16 protein-coding genes are annotated in these 16,211 nt (G+C 33.8%); 14 read left to right on the top strand and 2 right to left on the bottom strand.

What is annotated here, in order from left to right; genetic code table 11:
• The first annotated feature begins 11 nt into the window (after positions 1–11).
• Genes cdd through recO form a run of 3 tightly spaced genes read left to right on the top strand, consistent with a single transcriptional unit; the run spans position 12 to position 2,120 of the window.
• Positions 12–416, top strand: coding sequence for a cytidine deaminase (gene cdd, locus GJE18_RS05920; RefSeq protein ID WP_037565395.1), 405 nt, complete (start codon positions 12–14; stop codon positions 414–416).
• Between the two features lies 1 nt (position 417).
• A complete protein-coding gene (gene era, locus GJE18_RS05915) occupies positions 418–1,314 on the top strand; it encodes a GTPase Era (protein WP_060551143.1) in 897 nt (298 codons plus the stop codon).
• A gap of 23 nt (positions 1,315–1,337) precedes the next feature.
• Positions 1,338–2,120, top strand: a complete 783-nt coding sequence (gene recO / locus GJE18_RS05910; protein ID WP_060551142.1) for a DNA repair protein RecO — start codon at positions 1,338–1,340, stop codon at positions 2,118–2,120.
• Positions 2,121–2,319: 199 nt separating this feature from the next.
• Here recO and GJE18_RS05905 read toward each other — a convergent pair whose 3' ends face one another.
• Positions 2,320–3,711, bottom strand: a complete 1,392-nt coding sequence (locus GJE18_RS05905; RefSeq protein WP_037565389.1) for a glycine--tRNA ligase — start codon at positions 3,709–3,711, stop codon at positions 2,320–2,322.
• 421 nt (positions 3,712–4,132) lie between these two features.
• Here GJE18_RS05905 and ccpN point away from each other — a divergent pair, with 421 nt between their 5' ends.
• From ccpN to GJE18_RS05875, 6 genes are all read left to right on the top strand, one after another.
• Positions 4,133–4,756, top strand: coding sequence for a transcriptional regulator CcpN (ccpN, locus tag GJE18_RS05900; protein ID WP_103346044.1), 624 nt, complete (start codon positions 4,133–4,135; stop codon positions 4,754–4,756).
• A gap of 15 nt (positions 4,757–4,771) precedes the next feature.
• Positions 4,772–5,596, top strand: a complete 825-nt coding sequence (locus GJE18_RS05895; RefSeq protein ID WP_037565386.1) for a pyruvate, water dikinase regulatory protein — start codon at positions 4,772–4,774, stop codon at positions 5,594–5,596.
• Positions 5,597–5,662: 66 nt separating this feature from the next.
• Entirely contained in the window at positions 5,663–7,447 is a 1,785-nt protein-coding gene (gene dnaG, locus GJE18_RS05890) for a DNA primase (RefSeq protein WP_107368983.1), read from the top strand.
• Positions 7,448–7,464: 17 nt separating this feature from the next.
• Entirely contained in the window at positions 7,465–8,574 is a 1,110-nt protein-coding gene (gene rpoD / locus GJE18_RS05885) for an RNA polymerase sigma factor RpoD (protein WP_037565382.1), read from the top strand.
• Positions 8,575–8,700: 126 nt separating this feature from the next.
• Positions 8,701–9,384, top strand: a complete 684-nt coding sequence (locus GJE18_RS05880) for a tRNA (adenine(22)-N(1))-methyltransferase (protein WP_060551139.1) — start codon at positions 8,701–8,703, stop codon at positions 9,382–9,384.
• Positions 9,374–10,474, top strand: coding sequence for a Nif3-like dinuclear metal center hexameric protein (locus tag GJE18_RS05875; RefSeq protein ID WP_107368984.1), 1,101 nt, complete (start codon positions 9,374–9,376; stop codon positions 10,472–10,474). Before GJE18_RS05880 ends, GJE18_RS05875 begins: the two co-directional genes overlap by 11 nt.
• Before the next feature lie 33 nt (positions 10,475–10,507).
• Here the strand turns inward: GJE18_RS05875 and GJE18_RS05870 are convergent, their stop codons facing one another.
• Positions 10,508–11,476 (bottom strand): 4-hydroxy-3-methylbut-2-enyl diphosphate reductase, encoded by a 969-nt coding sequence (locus GJE18_RS05870; protein ID WP_060551138.1) that lies wholly within the window; start codon positions 11,474–11,476, stop codon positions 10,508–10,510.
• A 185-nt stretch (positions 11,477–11,661) separates the two neighbouring features.
• On the opposite strand from GJE18_RS05870, the gene GJE18_RS05865 reads away from it, so the two are divergent.
• The 5 genes from GJE18_RS05865 to GJE18_RS05845 all read left to right on the top strand — a co-directional run bounded on the left by GJE18_RS05865 (position 11,662) and on the right by GJE18_RS05845 (position 16,191).
• Positions 11,662–13,002 (top strand): DEAD/DEAH box helicase, encoded by a 1,341-nt coding sequence (locus GJE18_RS05865; protein ID WP_107368982.1) that lies wholly within the window; start codon positions 11,662–11,664, stop codon positions 13,000–13,002.
• Positions 13,003–13,015: 13 nt separating this feature from the next.
• On the top strand, positions 13,016–13,909 hold the full coding sequence (locus GJE18_RS05860; RefSeq protein WP_060551136.1) for a deoxyribonuclease IV: 894 nt from the start codon (positions 13,016–13,018) through the stop codon (positions 13,907–13,909).
• Between the two features lie 254 nt (positions 13,910–14,163).
• On the top strand, positions 14,164–14,934 hold the full coding sequence (locus GJE18_RS05855) for a metal ABC transporter ATP-binding protein (protein WP_037565374.1): 771 nt from the start codon (positions 14,164–14,166) through the stop codon (positions 14,932–14,934).
• Positions 14,931–15,818 (top strand): metal ABC transporter permease, encoded by an 888-nt coding sequence (locus GJE18_RS05850; protein WP_060551135.1) that lies wholly within the window; start codon positions 14,931–14,933, stop codon positions 15,816–15,818. The genes GJE18_RS05855 and GJE18_RS05850 overlap by 4 nt, the downstream gene beginning before the upstream one ends.
• Entirely contained in the window at positions 15,781–16,191 is a 411-nt protein-coding gene (locus tag GJE18_RS05845; protein WP_037565370.1) for a Fur family transcriptional regulator, read from the top strand. Before GJE18_RS05850 ends, GJE18_RS05845 begins: the two co-directional genes overlap by 38 nt.
• The last annotated feature ends 20 nt before the right edge of the window (positions 16,192–16,211 follow it).

Raw genomic sequence — 16,211 nt, 5'->3', positions numbered from 1 at the left:
GGCGTGATAATATGAGTTACACGGAAAAACATTTTAATGAAGTCAGAAAAGCACAACAACGTGCCTATGCACCCTATAGTAATTTTAAGGTAGGTGCGTATTTATTAACAAAAGACGGTCAAGCCTTTTATGGAGCGAACGTAGAAAATGCAGCCTATCCATCTACTTGTTGCGCTGAGAGATCAGCACTGTTTGCAGCAATTAGTCAAGGATATAAGCCGGGTGATTTTGAATCGATCACGGTAACGGTTGATAGCCCTGAAGTCTCATCACCTTGTGGAACATGTCGACAAGTTCTTAAAGAATTGTGTGACGACGACATGCCCGTTTATATGACTAATCAAACTGGAGACATGAAAATGCTCACTGTACATGAACTTCTCCCATTAGGATTCTCAGGAAAGGATTTAACCTAATATGACAGAATATAAATCAGGTTTCGTAACGATTATCGGTCGCCCGAATGTTGGGAAATCTACATTTGTAAACCGTGTTATCGGTCATAAAATTGCAATTATGTCTGATAAAGCACAAACTACTCGTAATAAAATTCAAGGGGTCATGACGACCAATGATGCACAAATTATTTTTTTAGACACACCAGGCATTCATAAACCTAAACATAAATTAGGCGATTATATGATGAAAGTGGCTAAAAACACTTTATCAGAAATTGATGCCGTCATGTTTATGGTTAATGTGAATGAAGACATCGGTCGCGGTGATGAATATATTATGGAAATGCTCAAAAATGTTAAAACACCCGTCTTTCTAGTGTTAAATAAAATAGACTTAGTACATCCTGACGCTTTAATGCCTAAAATTGAAGCATATCAAGCGTATATGGATTTCACTGAAATCATACCTATCTCAGCTTTAGAAGGCTTAAATATTGAACACTTTATTCAAGTATTAAAATCATATTTACCTGAAGGACCACAATATTATCCAGACGGTCAAATTTCCGATCATCCAGAACAATTCGTCGTAAGTGAACTTATTCGAGAAAAAATTCTTGAAACTACCACTGAAGAAATACCACACTCAATTGGCGTCAATGTGGAACGTATGGTTCAAGAATCGGAAGACCGCGTGCATATAGAAGCAACAATATATGTCGAACGCGATTCTCAAAAAGGTATTGTCATCGGTAAAGGCGGCAAGAAATTAAAAGTAATTGGCCAACGTGCTCGCATGGATATTGAACATTTACTTGGTTCAAAAGTATATTTAGATTTATGGGTTAAAGTTCAAAAAGATTGGAGAAATAAATCTAATTTCATTAAGCAAATGGGTTACGTGGAAGACGAGTAGTAGGGATTAAAGGCGGTGTATACATGCTCATTAAACAAAATGGAATCATCATTAAGTCAGTGGATTACGGTGAATCGGATCGTATTATCACAATTTTGAATGAGCACGGTGCAAAAATCCCACTTATGGTGAGACGTGCCAAAAAGGTAAAATCTGGATTTCAAGCAACAACACAGCCTTTTGTTAAAGCATTATTTATTTATAATAAGTTTCGTGGAATGGGCACATTAACATCCATTGACGTAATTGATTTAAACTATAATTTGAGAATGGATATTTATGCGAATAGTTATGCCAGCCTTTGTTTAGAAATCATTGAACGTTCCATGGAACAAGATGAAATCAACAAACATATGTATCAATTACTTACTTTTGCAATTGAGCGAATCAATGAAGACGTGTCTCCACAATTAATAGCGAACATCGTCATGTTGAAATGTTTACCACGTCATGGAATTTCTCTACAATTAGACAAATGTGTGATTACGCAGTCTCAAAACAGTGAAGATTTATCAGCATATAGCTTTAAATTTAATGGCGTTATATCAAATCAAGTCATGTATCAAGACACTCACGCATTACCTTTATCAAACAAAACTATTTACATCATGAATGTGTTACAACAATTAAAACTTTCACAAATTAATGAATTGCGTATTCATCAAAAAATTGTTGATGAAATGTCTACATTCATTTTAATGATTTACAAAGAATATCTAGGATTATTTTTCAAGAGTCAAAGGCTTATCAATCAGCTCAAGCGTAGTGCATTAGACATTTTAGATGATTCTAAACCAACACATTAATTTTATATTGTACTTGTAACTATATAAAAATGAGCAGTGAAGTTCTCTTCATTTCCACTAAAATGTAATGGTGTATAGTGAAACGTTTTAAAAATTTATCATAACTTAAAAAACAGCCTCCAAATATCATTTGAAGGCTGTTTTTTTATGTTTGATTTATTGTATCTACATATGGAAATCATCTATGTGCTTGATGACGTTAAAATTTCACTTTTTCAGCTAAAAATGATTTAAGATCATTGATTGACATACGAACTTGTTCCATAGAATCACGATCACGTACTGTGACTTGATTATCTTCTAGAGAGTCAAAATCAAAAGTAATGCAATATGGCGTACCGATTTCATCTTGACGACGATAACGTTTACCAATTGATTGAGATTCATCAAAGTCTACAACAAAATCTTCACTTAATTGTTCATACACTTTAATCGCTTCTGCAGATAATTTTTTACTTAATGGCAGAACAGCTGCTTTGTATGGTGCAAGTGCAGGGTGGAAGTGTAATACGGTACGCGCATCTTTACTGCCTTCTACACCTTCTTCTTCATAGGCATCACATAAAAATGCAAGCGTCACACGATCAGCACCTAAAGAAGGCTCAATACAATAAGGAATGTATTTTTCATTTGTTTCAGGATCATGGTATTTAAAGTCTTCTCCCGAATGTTCACTATGTTGTTTTAAGTCAAAGTCTGTACGACTTGCGATACCCCATAATTCACCCCAACCAAACGGGAATTTGTATTCGATGTCTGTCGTAGCATTTGAGTAATGTGATAACTCATCTTCATCATGGTCACGTAAACGCGTATTTTCCTTATGAAGCCCTAGATCAGTTAACCATTTCGCAGCATAATCTTTCCAATATGATTGCCATTCAATCTCTGTTCCAGGCTTACAGAAAAATTCTAATTCCATTTGCTCGAATTCACGTGTACGGAAAATAAAGTTACCAGGTGTAATTTCATTACGGAATGATTTACCTACTTGACCAATACCAAATGGTAATTTTTTACGCATCGAACGTTGTACATTCTTATAATTTACAAAAATACCTTGAGCTGTTTCAGGGCGTAAGAAAATTTCGTTTGTTGAATCTTCAGTTACACCTTGGAATGTTTTAAACATTAAATTAAATTGGCGAATATCTGTCCAATTTGCTGTTCCACTAACAGGGCAGGTAATACCTTCTTCGTCAATGATGCGTTTCATTTCTTCAAAACTTAATCCGTCAGCGATGAAGTTTTCGTCACCTTTAACGTTATGCATATAATCTTCAATAATTTTATCTGCACGATAACGAATTTTACTGTCTTTATTATCAATCATAGGGTCGTTGAAATTGCCTAGGTGACCTGAAGCTTCCCATGTTTTAGGATTCATTAAAATTGCTGCGTCTAAACCAACATTGTATGGAGATTGCGTTATAAATTTTTTCCACCAAGCTTTTTTAACGTTATTTTTTAATTCCACACCTAATGGACCATAGTCCCAAGTATTAGCTAAACCTCCATATATTTCGCTACCAGGAAATACAAAACCTCTATGCTTTGCAAGTTGCACAATTTTATCCATATTTTTTTCCATTCTAAAACACTCCTTAAAAAATATAAAAAGTCCCAAGCCAAAGAAAATACTTTGCCTTGGGACGAATTAATGTATTAATCCGCGGTTCCACCCAAATTAGTGTGTCCACTCACTTTTATTCACATTTTGAAAATTAGGCCATTTGATGTGTTAAGCTTTCACCATCCTTAACTCGCTTTAACTATAAGTTTAAAGTAATCTATTCTGTTTCGCAAGCAAAATCATAATTGTCTACACGTTGATAAACCGTTATAATGGTAAATGAATGTTTTAAAAATGTCGTAGTGATTACATACTGATTTGTATACTTCATCAAATCAAACGTTCCATATGAAAATAAATATGATGCTAGTATCTTAAAGGAGGCATTTCTGCTATTTAATTAGCATAACCAATTGGTTTTAAATATGCAGAGATCGATATAGAACTGAGTAAACGTCAAGAACACATTGTTGATATCGTAAAAAATTCAGGTCCTATCACTGGTGAAAAAATTGCTGAACAACTTAATCTCACACGCGCAACTTTAAGACCTGATCTTGCTATTTTAACAATGGCGGGATATTTAGAAGCAAGACCACGTGTAGGTTATTTTTATTCAGGTAAATCAAGCTCACAATTGCTTACTGAACAACTCAAGCATTATATCGTTAAAGATTATCAATCACATCCAGTTATTTTAAAAAGTGATGTTACTGTCTATGATGCAATCTGCGCGATTTTTATTGAAGATGTAGGAACATTGTTTATCGTTAATGAAGATAATGATTTGGTAGGTGTATGTTCTAGAAAAGATTTACTACGTGCATCCATGGCAGGACAAGATATTCATAATATTCCTGTACATATTATTATGACTAGAATGCCTAATATCGTTCTTTTAGAAGAAGATGACCTTCTTTTATATGCAGCACGTCAAATGATTTCTAAAGAAATAGATTCCATACCGATTGTGAAATCAAAAGGCGATGGAAAATATGCTGTAACTGGACGTATTTCTAAAACGACAATCACTAAACTTTTCGTTTCTTTATTCGATCAATAGGAGGGTTAATGACGCATGACGAAAGTGAAAATTATTATTGCCTCAGACTCAGTAGGTGAAACTGCAGAACTTGTTGCCAAAGCCTGTATTTCTCAATTTAAAAACGTTGAAAGCACTGCCGATATTATACGCTACCCATATATAGAAACGAAGCAAAATATAGATGAAATTATTCAAATGGCTAAAGAAAATAATTCAATGATTATTTATACGCTAGTGCGCCCAGATATTCGCGCCTACATGGCGAATTTAATTAATGAAAATAATCTCAAATCCGTAGATATTATGGGACCCATTATGTCTATGATGGAAGCAACATTTCAACAACAACCTATCAATGAACCTGGAATCGTCCACAAACTGGATGAAGACTACTTCAAAAAAATTGAAGCCATGGAATTTGCGGTTAAGTACGATGACGGTAAAGATCCTAAGGGTCTTCCTAAAGCTGATATTGTACTCATCGGTGTTTCACGTACGTCGAAAACACCAATCTCACAATACCTTGCACATAAACGCTATAAAGTCATGAATGTGCCTATTGTTCCTGAAGTTAATCCACCAGAAATGTTATTTGAAATTGATCCAAAAAAATGTATTGCTTTAAAAATTTCATCTGAAAAATTGAATGCAATTCGTAAAGAACGATTAAAGCAACTTGGATTATCTGATTCAGCGCGATATGCAACAGATACTCGTATTGAAGAAGAATTAGAGTATTTCAATAAAATCGTCGATCGTATTGGCTGCCCTGTATTAGATGTATCCAATAAAGCTATTGAAGAAACTGCTAATAATATTATACAAATTATTGAGCATAATAATTTCTTTTCAAATTGAAAGTAAGTATAATATTAAAACTCACTCATTTTCATAGGAATCTAGCAATCAATAAAGGTGATAAATTTGAGAATACCACAATCAACCATTGATCAGATTAAAGAAAATACAGATATATTAGACGTCGTTAGTGAGTACGTTAAACTAGAAAAAAGAGGACGCAATTATATAGGTTTGTGTCCTTTTCATGATGAGAAGACCCCTTCATTTACAGTGTCTGAAGACAAACAAATTTGTCATTGCTTCGGTTGTAAAAAAGGTGGTAACATTTTTCAATTTATTCAAGAAATTGAAAATGTTTCATTTACTGAAGCGGTTAAACATTTAGGTGACCGCATTAACATTCAAGTTGACATTCATTCTAATGATACATCTCATCAAATTGCTTCTAACGACTTACAAATGATTCAAATGCATGAGACATTACTGGAATATTATCATTATATTTTAACGAAAACGGTTGAAGGCGAAGTAGCTTTAAAATATTTATATGATCGTGGTTTTACTGATCAAATGATTAATGAAAGAAAAATTGGATTATCACCTGACTCCTCGCATTTCGCGACTGATTTTTTTGAGAAAAAAGGATTTGATTTACATTTAGGTTATGAAGCGGGAATTTTATCACGAAATGAAAATGATTTCACCTATTATGATAGGTTTAGAGATCGAATCATGTTTCCACTAGCCAATGCACAAGGGCGCATTGTAGGTTATTCCGGGCGAACTTATCAAAATCAGGAGCCTAAATATTTAAATAGTCCAGAATCTCCAATATTTCAGAAACGAAAATTACTTTATAATTTAGATCGTGCACGTAAACATATTCGCTCACATGATGAAACAATTATACTCGAAGGTTTTATGGATGTGATTAAAGCCGATGAGGCAGGACTGAATCATGTTGTTGCAAGTATGGGAACACAAATATCTGAAGACCATATTCACTTTTTAAGAAAATTAAGTAATCATGTTACATTATTATTTGACGGTGATTTTGCTGGTATACAAGCTGCATTAAAAACGGGGCAAACATTGTTGGAACAAAATATCAACTGCTTTGTAGTTCAATTACCTCAAAATATAGACCCAGATGAATACATTGAAAAATATGGTAAAGAAAAATTTTTAGAGTTCGTCAATACTGAGAAAAAATCATTTGTAATCTTTAAATTAATGCAACATCAAGACCAAATCGAAAATAATGATTTAGCTTATGAAAAATTTTACAAAACGTTTATAAATGATGTTTCTAAAATAAACTCAAATATTATACGAAAAAAAGTGTTACAAGATGCATCAAGTTTGTTTAAAGTTTCACCAGATAGTCTAAATAATGAAGTAGAAAAGCGTTATCCCAATAACGACTCTCAGAACACCATGCATCATACACCTCAGAAACAATCTGTTCGTTTAAATAAACATGCTGTTGCAGAGAGAGCAATTTTAAAACATTTCATTAATGATAAAGATGTTTTTTTAAGTTTTCATAAAAATATTGATGAATCCGACTTTACAAATGAGTATTTTAAACGTATATTTAATATTTTACGAGACTTTTATTCTAAACATGAACAATTTGATATCAGTGAATGTATTACCTATACGCATCAGCATGAAATTAAAGAAGCGTTGATATATTTAGTAGATTATCCGCTTAACCGAGAACCGTATGAGAACGAAATAGATGATTATATTAGAGTAATGACTGAAAATAGAAATTCAGATTCACTTGAAACACTTCATGAAAAACTACGTGAAGCTACACGTAATAAAGATGTCGCATCTCAAAAGTATTATTTAGAAATGATAGTGAATAAAAATAGAAATCGATTAAAGCGTCAAGATTAATATCGGGAGGCCTTTGTATGTCAGATAACCAGGTAAAAGTAATTAAAAAAGAGACTATCGATCCTACTCTAACACTAGAGGATGTTAAAAAACAGTTAATTGAAAAAGGGAAAAAAGAAGGTCACCTAAGCCATGAAGAAGTAGCAGACAAATTACAAAACTTCGACATGGATTCAGATCAAATGGACGAATTTTTTGACATGATTAATGATAATGATATTCAGTTAGTCAATGAAAAAGATAGTTCTGATACCGATGATAAATTAAATCCAAGCGATCTAAGTGCACCTCCAGGCGTTAAAATTAACGATCCAGTTCGCATGTATTTAAAAGAAATTGGCCGTGTAGACTTATTAAGTGCTCAAGAAGAAATTGAACTTGCGAAACGGATAGAACAAGGTGATGAAGTCGCTAAGGCAAGATTGGCAGAAGCTAACTTAAGACTTGTTGTCAGCATTGCTAAACGTTATGTAGGACGTGGCATGCTCTTTTTAGACCTCATTCAAGAAGGAAACATGGGCCTTATTAAAGCTGTTGAAAAATTTGACTTTAGCAAAGGTTTTAAATTTTCAACCTATGCGACATGGTGGATTAGACAGGCTATTACACGTGCGATTGCTGACCAAGCACGTACCATTCGTATTCCAGTACACATGGTTGAAACGATTAACAAATTAATTCGTGTTCAACGTCAATTATTACAAGACTTAGGTCGTGACCCAGCACCAGAAGAAATTGGTGAGGAAATGGATTTACCACCTGAAAAAGTACGTGAAATTCTTAAAATCGCTCAAGAACCTGTTTCACTTGAAACACCTATTGGTGAAGAAGACGACAGTCACTTAGGAGATTTTATTGAAGACCAAGAAGCGCAAAGTCCGTCAGACCATGCGGCATATGAGTTATTAAAAGAGCAGTTAGAAGATGTATTAGATACTTTAACAGATCGTGAAGAGAATGTATTACGTTTACGATTTGGTCTTGATGATGGACGTACACGTACACTTGAAGAAGTCGGAAAAGTTTTTGGTGTTACACGAGAACGTATTCGTCAAATCGAAGCGAAAGCATTACGTAAATTGAGACACCCAAGTCGCAGTAAAAGGCTTAAAGATTTTATGGATTAATACTGTCGTTTATAATTGAAACGTCACTTATACTTATCTAAAAGGGAGCAATCAGTCGTATCACTATGGTTAAACATATGATTACCTGTTTGTACTCCCTTATTTTTATAGAAGGGAAATATCATCATGATTCCAATTAATCGTCGACTATTAAAAGTAAGTGAATTTATTATAGGTGAAAAAATAGCTGATATTGGCTCTGATCATGCCTATTTACCAATTTATGCAATCCAACAAGGGATTATACAAACTGCAATTGCTGGAGAAGTAATCAAAGGGCCTTTTAATGCAGCCAAAAAAAGTGTGGCAACATATGGTTTAACGTCAAGAATTGACGTAAGATTAGGTGATGGTTTAACCATATTGAATGATACAGATGATGTTGATACAGTCACGATATGTGGTATGGGTGGGCCATTAATAACACGTATTTTAGAAAATGGATTTCATCATATTCCTAATTTTCCGCGGTTAGTTCTTCAATCTAACATTCAATCCGAACCGATTAGACGATTTTTACAAAATAAGGGTTATCAAATTATAACAGAAACATTAGTAAAAGAACGTGCGCATATATATGAAATTATCGTTGCTGAAAAAGGACAAATGAATTTATCGTCATTAGATTTTAAATTCGGACCTTTTTTACATCCTATTAAAGGAGATTTGTTTGAAGAGAAGTGGCAAAGAGAATTAGATGCGCTTGAGGATATAAAAAAACAATTAGATCCAAATAAGCATGTACAACGATATCAAGACATTACACACCAAGAAAATGTAATCAAAGAGGTGTTAAATGATGAATATTAAAACGTTACTGCATACACTTAATCAACACGTACCCTTCGACTCTGCTGAATCATGGGATAATGTCGGCTTACTCATAGGAAATACAGAAGATCATGTAGAAGGAATCTTAACAACGTTAGATTGCACCATTGATGTCGTAAATGAGGCGATTGAAAAACAGTGTAATACCATTATTGCGCATCATCCACTTATATTTAAAGGGGTAAAATCTATCATAGCCAATCAAGGTTATGGTTCCATTTTATACGCATTAATTCAAAATAATATCAACTTAATCGCATTGCATACAAATCTAGATGTTCACCCACGTGGTGTTAACGCTATGTTAGCTGAGCGCATTGGGATGAATGCGCCTGAATTTTTAAATGTTAACATGAAATCCTATTATAAAGTACAAGTGTTTATACCTCAAACATCTGCTGACGCATTTAAAAATGCATTGAGCGATGCAGGTATTGCTAAAGAAGGTAATTATGAATATGCTTTTTTTAATGCGATGGGAACGGGTCAATTTAAACCAGTAGGAGATGCAAATCCTACTATAGGTGCATTGAATCAAATTGAAAATGTAGAAGAGTTAAAAGTTGAATTTATGATTGACCAACATCAACGTGACTTAACAGAAAAACTCATTATAAAATATCACCCTTATGAAACGCCAGTTTATGATTTCATTCCTTTAGAAAAAAGTTTACAACAAGGGTTAGGGATGATTGGACAGCTGCATCAATCCTTCACAGTTCCTGATTTCATCAACCATTTAAAAACCGTTTTAAATATGCCAAGCATTCGTTTTATTGGAGACAATGACACTTTGATTAAAACTGTCGCAATAGTGGGTGGCTCAGGCATCGGTTTAGAAACGTTAGCTCAAAAAAAAGGTGCCGACGTTTTCATAACTGGTGATATTAAGCATCATGAAGCGCTAGATGCAAAAATTGAAGGCATCAATTTAATCGATATCAATCATTATAGTGAATATGTCATGAAAGAAGGTCTAGTAACACTTTTATCAGATTGGCTTAATCCAAATGAATCGTTAAATATTTTAGCATCCTCAATAAATACTGATCCTTATACGTATTACTAAAAACAAAAAACACGACAAAATTGTCGTGTTTTTTTATTCCATAATTTTAACTGGCTTAGCTTTTTTAATTTTTGGTAGTATTTTATCCACTGGCACATGAGATTGAATCTGATGTGTTTCAGGATTTAATGGATCATAATCTTTCAAAAAGTTTATAACTTCTTTAACGATCGGAGTAGGAGTGGAGGCACCTGCAGTAACTGCAACGGTTTCAACACCTTCTAACCATTCTAGTCTGAGCTGTGATACGTCCGCAATTCGATATGAATTAGTGTGAGCAATATCTTTAGAAACTTGTGCAAGTCTATTAGAATTATTACTCTTAGGATCACCAACTACAATTAATAAGTCAGCAGCACCAGCTTGATCCGCGACGGCTTCTTGACGTACTTGTGTAGCTTGGCAAATTTCCTTATGTTGTTCAATATGAGGGTATTTTTCTTGTAAATCTTCCATCAAATGCAAGACATCCCATTGAGACATTGTTGTTTGATTTGTTACAATGAGACGTTTATCTTTCAGCATTTCAGGTAATGCATCAACATCTTTTTTTGTTTCTACTAAATGTACTACGTCTGGTGCAACACCAACAGCGCCTTCAGGTTCTGGATGACCTTTTTTTCCAATGTAAATAATATGGTACCCCTCAGCTTTTTTAGTTCTAATGAGGGCATGTGTATTTTCAACATCTGGACATGTCGCATCGATACAAGTTAACCCTTTTTCTTTTGCGCGACGTTTGACTTCAGGTGATACGCCATGCGCTGTAAATATTACCGTTCCAGAATCAATTTGGTTTAAAATTTCTAGACGGTTTGGGCCATCTAACGTAATGATGCCATCCGATTCAAATGCATCTGTTACATGTTTATTATGCACAATCATCCCTAAAATATATATGGGACGCGGTAAGTTTGGATCCAAAGAGGCATTACGTGCGATAACCATCGCATCTACTACACCGTAACAATACCCCCTGGGTGTTATTTTAATAATTTCCATAATATACACGTACCCTCCTTCAACTTCATATTATAACAACTTCAAAAGGCAATTTAAACTATTCAAGCATGGGTCAAAGGTAGGAAATTATACCGAGTCATTCTTATTTTGAATTTTGATGAGTAGTTTTCATTTAAGGTAAATTCCTTTATAATATAGGGACGATAGAATAAGGAGGGCCATTCATGCCTAAGCACCCATTTGATCATTTTAGTTTTGACCCAAGTTTAATTGAAGCAATAGATGAATTAAACTTTAAACAACCGACAGACGTTCAACAACGTGTCATTCCTAGATTATTAAAACGCGTCAATCTTATAGGGCAATCACAAACTGGAACAGGAAAGTCACACTCATTTTTACTACCCATTTTCCAATTATTAGATAATGATATAAATGAACCACAAGCTATCATTGTAGCGCCTACGAGAGAATTGGCTACACAACTCTATCATGCTGCACTTCAATTAGCTAATCATAAAAAAGGAATTAAAGTGAGTTTATTTATAGGTGGAACAGATTTTGAAAAAGATAAGCAAAAAACAACTCAACAACCTCAGCTCGTTATCGGTACACCTACGAGAATTAATGACTTAGCTAAAGCCAATGCGCTGCATGTTCATTTAGCGCAACAACTTATCGTTGATGAAGCAGACTTAATGATAGATTTAGGTCTAATTCAAGAAGTTGATCAAATAGCGTCTCGTTTAGATAAATCGGCTAAAATGGCAGTGTTTAGTGCTACAATACCGAAATCTTTACATCTATTTTTAAATAAATATTTACAAAACCCAGAATTTGTTGAAGTAAAAACTGAACAAAAGAATAAGAAGAATATAACATTTTACTTAATACCTACACGCGGTACTGAAAAGTTAGAAAAGACGATTGAACTCATAGATACGATTAATCCATATTTAGGTATTATATTCTGTAACAGTCGAGAAAATGCTGATGATTTAGCAGAAAAACTAAATCAAAAAGGGATTCAAGTAGGGATGATTCATGGTGGCTTATCTCCTCGTGAACGTAAACAACAAATGAAACGAATTCGAAATTTAAACTTCCAGTATGTCATTGCGAGTGATTTAGCATCTCGTGGTATTGACATAGAAGGTGTTAGTCATGTAATCAATTATGATGTGCCTTTAGATATAGATTTCTTTACGCATCGCGTTGGTCGTACAGGTAGAGGAAATTATAAAGGGATTGCGATCACACTTTATAAACCAGACGAAGAATATCTAATTCATCAAATTGAACAAAAAGGCTATCAATTTGAAAATGTTGATATTAAAAATGGTGAATTAAAGCCTATCAAAGCACATAACACGCGTCGTCTAAGACAAAAACAAGAAGATCACATTACACAACAAGTGAAAAATAAAGTTAAACGTAATAATAAGAAAAAAGTTAAACCAGGCTATAAAAAGAAATTCAAACAAGAAGTCGAAAATTTAAAACGTCAAGAAAAAAGACAACATAGTAGACGTAAAAAACGTCTTGATCGTAAAAATAAAAAATAAAGGTTGGATTTGAATGTTAATAGGTTCACACGTTTCTATGAGTGGTAAAAAAATGTTACAAGCATCTGCCGAAGAGGCGCACAAATACGGCGCGTCCACTTTTATGATTTATACTGGTGCGCCACAAAATACGCGTCGTAAAGCGATAGAAGATTTAAATATCGAAGCTGGACAAAAGGCAATGCAAGCGTATGGCCTTTCTAATATTGTAGTTCACGCGCCATATATTATTAATATTGCAAATACAAGTAAGCCTGAGGTATTTGAATTAGGTGTTAATTTCTTACAAAATGAGATAGAACGTACAGAAGCAATTGGTGCTAAAGATATCGTTTTGCATCCAGGTAGTCATGTGGGCGCAGGTGCCGAAGTAGGTATTAAGCGTATTATTGAAGGACTCAATGAAGTTTTAACAAATAAGAATGACGTTCGCATTGCACTTGAAACCATGGCTGGTAAAGGTTCTGAAGTTGGACGTACATTTGAAGAAATTGCACAAATTATTGATGGCGTCACACATAACGAAAGATTATCTGTATGTCTTGATACTTGTCATATTCATGATGCCGGATACGATGTGGTCAATGACTTTGATGGCGTACTCAATGAATTTGATAAAATCATCGGGGTAGATCGTATTAAAGTTGTTCACGTTAATGACAGTAAAAATCCACGAGAAGCACATAAAGACAGACATGAAAATATAGGTTTTGGTCACATTGGTTTTGATGCACTTAATTATGTGGTACATCATAAACAATTTGAACACATTCCAAAGATTTTGGAAACACCGTATGTTGGTGATGATAAGAAAAACAAAAAACCACCTTATAAATTTGAAATCGAGGCACTCAAAGCCAGTAAGTTTGACCCTGAAATGAAAAATAAAATTATGGCGCAAAATTAAACATTTTAATTTTTGTGACTGTAACAATACGTCATCAGTTAGACTATTAACCTATTTAATATCAGCACAGTGTTTTATATTTCACTAAATTTATACTATAAAACTGACACTTTTAACACTTAACTCTCAAAACGATACTAATCGATTTTGAGAGTTTTATATTTAGGGGTTAATGAATCGCCATATCATTTTCGTAAACATTACTATTTACATCACTTTCATAAATATGTATTATATTAAGTTGAGGTGAGAGAATGGAGCAACCTGTATTTGAACTTAAAAATATAGACTTTTATTTTGATAATAAAAAAGTACTTGAAAATATCAATATAAAAATCAATAAAGGTGAATTTTTAGCCATTGTTGGGCCAAATGGCGCCGGTAAATCAACCTTATTGAAATTAATATTAGGATTACTCCCTATCCAACAGGGAGACATATTTATAGATGGTGCATCATATCACAAAAAATTAACGACAGACAAAATTAGTTATGTTTCTCAGAAAGCTTCCTCAGTCACTGCTGGTTTTCCAGCTACGGTTAAGGAAGTTATTTTAAGTGGATTAACGCGTAAAAAACGCCTATTTAGATGGTTCAACAGAGAAGACCATCATAAAGTTGATCGTGTTCTAGAGCGATTGAACATCACAGCTTTAAAAGATAAAAATGTGTCTGAACTATCAGGTGGTCAGCAGCAACGTGTCCTCATCGCACGCGCTTTAGTTTCAGATCCCTCCGTTCTTATTTTAGATGAACCAACAAATGGTATAGATGCTAAACATGTTGGTGAATTTTACGAAACATTAGACCATCTTAAACATGAAGGTGTCACTATAATTTTGGTAACTCATGATATAGGCGTTGTTGCTGATACAGCGACTGAGGTAGCTTGTTTAAATAAGCACCTTCATTTTCATGGTTCTACAAATGAGTTTAAATCACTAGATGAAGTAGAAATCTCTAAAATATATGGCCATCCAATTAAATTTGTTGATCATCAACATGATAGGGCGTGTTGTAAATGATAGATGCAATTTTAAACTTTGATTTTATACGTTATAGCTTTATCAGCGGGATTTTGATTGGATTAATTGCACCGTTAATAGGGACTTTTATTGTCGTGCGACGTTTGTCTCTCATTGCTGATGCATTAAGTCATGTCACGCTAAGTGGTATTTCATTCGGTATGTTTATGATTAGTGCATCTGCTACGTTTTCTTTTGTGAACCCTATTTGGACAGGGATTATATTCTCAATTGTTGGTGCGCTATTAATAGAAAAACTTAGAACTTCTTATTCAAATTACCAAGAAATTGCAATTCCTATTTTAATGAGTTCAGGAATCGGTTTGAGTGCGATTTTTATCTCGTTAGCTGATGGATTTAATCAAGAATTAGTTGGATTATTATTTGGTTCTATTAGTGCTGTAGCATATAGTGACTTAGTTACCATCGTTATCATTGCAATTCTCGTTGTTGCATTTATCTTATTGTTCTATAAAGAATTATTTATTTTATCTTTCGATACAGAATATAGTAAAGTCATTGGTATCCCCAAGTGGATTTCGTTTTTATTTATTGTCATTGTAGCATTAGTTATTTCCGCTTCAATGCGCGTCATTGGTATTCTACTCGTCAGTGCTTTAATTACATTACCAGTTGCCATTGCGATGCGATGGACGAAGGGGTTCAAACAATTTATAGGTTTAAGTATTTTAATAGGAGAATTTTCTGTTATTACTGGTTTAGTTACCGCCTTTTATTTAGATATTTCTCCTGGTGGTGTAATCGTTGTAATATTAATCATTTTACTTGGTTTGACATTTGCTGCACAAAAGTTAACAAAAGGGAAGGGTAAAGGAGTGAGTCTGAGTGAAAACGCAAGAAGCAATAAGAATGTTGAAGGATAACGGACATAAATATACGGATAAGCGCAAAGATATCATTAACATTTTCATTGAAGAGAATAAATATATCAATGCAAAATATGTGCAACAACTCATGAATGAAAATTACCCAGGGATATCCTTCGATACCATTTATCGAAATTTACATCTCTTTAAAACGTTAGGCATTATTGAAAGTACTGAATTAGATGGTGAAATGAAATTCCGCATTGCTTGTACTTCTCATCACCATCATCATTTTATTTGTACTTCATGTGGAGACACAAAAGTCATAGATTATTGCCCAATGACAGAAATCAAAAAAGCATTACCTCAAGTTGATATTGAAAAACATAAACTTGAAGTGTATGGAATATGTGAAAACTGTAAATCATAAAATTAACGCTACCGACAACC

It is taken from the genome of Staphylococcus agnetis, from assembly GCF_011466855.1.
GTDB classification, from domain to species: Bacteria; Bacillota; Bacilli; order Staphylococcales; family Staphylococcaceae; genus Staphylococcus; species Staphylococcus agnetis.
The sequence above is the reverse complement of the archived record's forward strand: the minus strand, read 5'-3'. Positions and strand labels throughout refer to the sequence as shown.